The organism is Haemophilus sp. HMSC61B11 (assembly GCF_001838615.1).
Taxonomy (GTDB): domain Bacteria; phylum Pseudomonadota; class Gammaproteobacteria; order Enterobacterales; family Pasteurellaceae; genus Haemophilus_D; species Haemophilus_D parainfluenzae_AD.
Genome location: NZ_KV837992.1, coordinates 1 through 1,693 on the forward strand (window position 1 = coordinate 1; position 1,693 = coordinate 1,693).

At 30.2% G+C, this 1,693-nt stretch carries 2 protein-coding genes; both read right to left on the minus strand.

Translation table 11 applies throughout. The features are described 5' to 3' along the window. Positions 1-56 precede the first annotated feature (56 nt). Positions 57-884, minus strand: coding sequence for a hypothetical protein (locus HMPREF3263_RS10895; protein ID WP_005697294.1), 828 nt, complete (start codon positions 882-884; stop codon positions 57-59). Beyond that, positions 872-1,693, minus strand: an 822-nt coding sequence (locus tag HMPREF3263_RS07075) for a hypothetical protein (RefSeq protein ID WP_218117721.1), incomplete at its 5' end; no start/stop codon positions are given. The genes HMPREF3263_RS10895 and HMPREF3263_RS07075, both read right to left, overlap by 13 nt.

Sequence of the window (1,693 nt, forward strand, 5' to 3'; positions counted from 1 at the left end):
AGTTTTTAAAAGAACAAAAAATAACCGCACGTTGCAAAGTGCGGTTAACAAATTATTTAATTTAGATCGACAGAATCAGCTTTGATCCACATGTTGATTTCTTTTTTTCCTTTGTAGTTAATAAAATACCATTGAATGTTACTATTCATAGATTCCCCTATAATTTTTATTTGATCTCCTTTTATCAAATACATATTACTTCTATATTTATCATCAGGCTTAGAGTATAAATATGACTTTGAATTTATATAAAAGTATGGTTCTAAATAATCATTACCAACCTCTAAAAAGAGATTATCTTTTTTTACAATACTTTTTTTACCTAAATTATATTTAAATTTAACAAAATCTCCTTTGTTAAGCAGTAATTTATTCTTATTATTTTCCTTTAGAAGTTTATTGGATAATTCATTAATCCCGAAATAATTGAGTGAGCTATCTACCTCATCAAAGCTTATCTGATTAAAGTGGCCTGTTCTTTTAATTGAATAATAGATAGGATAATTAAATTCTTTATCCTTACCTAAGGAATACTCTTTTATCTCAAAGCAAGTATTATTCTCATCAGGCACCTTAACCGCAAAAATTAAATTATGTTCATATGACGATTTATAACTCTCCCATTTACATAACTTTTTATTATTCTTAAGATTATCAAATGTAATTTTAGAAATCCCATCTAATGAAACTAAACGAGATGCCTCAATAGGATTGATAGAGTTAATATAAAACTTATTCTCTTCATTTGTACAATTACAATCACACTTTAAAATAATTTTGTCATTTTTAGACATTAAACTAACGCTCTCATTCGAATCACAGATACCACTTGCTTGAGAAATTAATGATAAACCTAAAAAAGATAATAAAATTATAAATCGCATATATACTTATCCTCTATTAACTTGAAATTAATATTACCTCTGCTAGATGTTTTTCCACTGTGAGATATTGTTGTTACACTTTTATTTAAAATACCTAATCTACGACTAATTGAATCAGCTCGCCACTGAATAGCCGCAGTAGCTCCTCGCTCTGTAACAATAATCCTAATAAACTCATCTTGTGTTTTTGGAGGAGCATTATTGCATTTTGCTAAAATATTACTTCTAGCCTTATCTATGCTGCCTTGCTGAATAGCTAAATCATGCAAAGCAATAAAGGTTTTTAATTCAACTTGTTTCATTAAATCAGGATATAGTCCCCTCATCCATTTAATAATTCTAACTGCCTCATCATCATATGGTTTCACAGCCTCTAACTGAATATCATTAAATTCATCTATTTTTGCCAAATTATTAAATATTTCACGCCATCTACTACGATTTGCTGGTGATTGCATATTCTTAGCCCAATTTATTTGATTCGATTTACTTGAATCTAATGCAGCATTTAAGGACTCAAGATCTTTAGGGTTACTAAAAGCAGAATTAAATAAAGTTAAATTTTTAGCTCTCATTTTTCGCAATAAAGGACCCAACGTATCTTGACCAAAATTAAATTGAATAATTCCCCATGACATTCCCGCACCATCGAAGTTATCGGCTAGAGTATCATATCTTGGTGTTTTTCCTTCAAACCCCCCTGAGACTTGCAAAGCAATTTCTCTAGCAAGTTTAAAGGGGATACAATCTTGCGCCCCTGGCATTAACCACCCAATCATCCCCAACGGATGCAGATAATACGCCTGCTT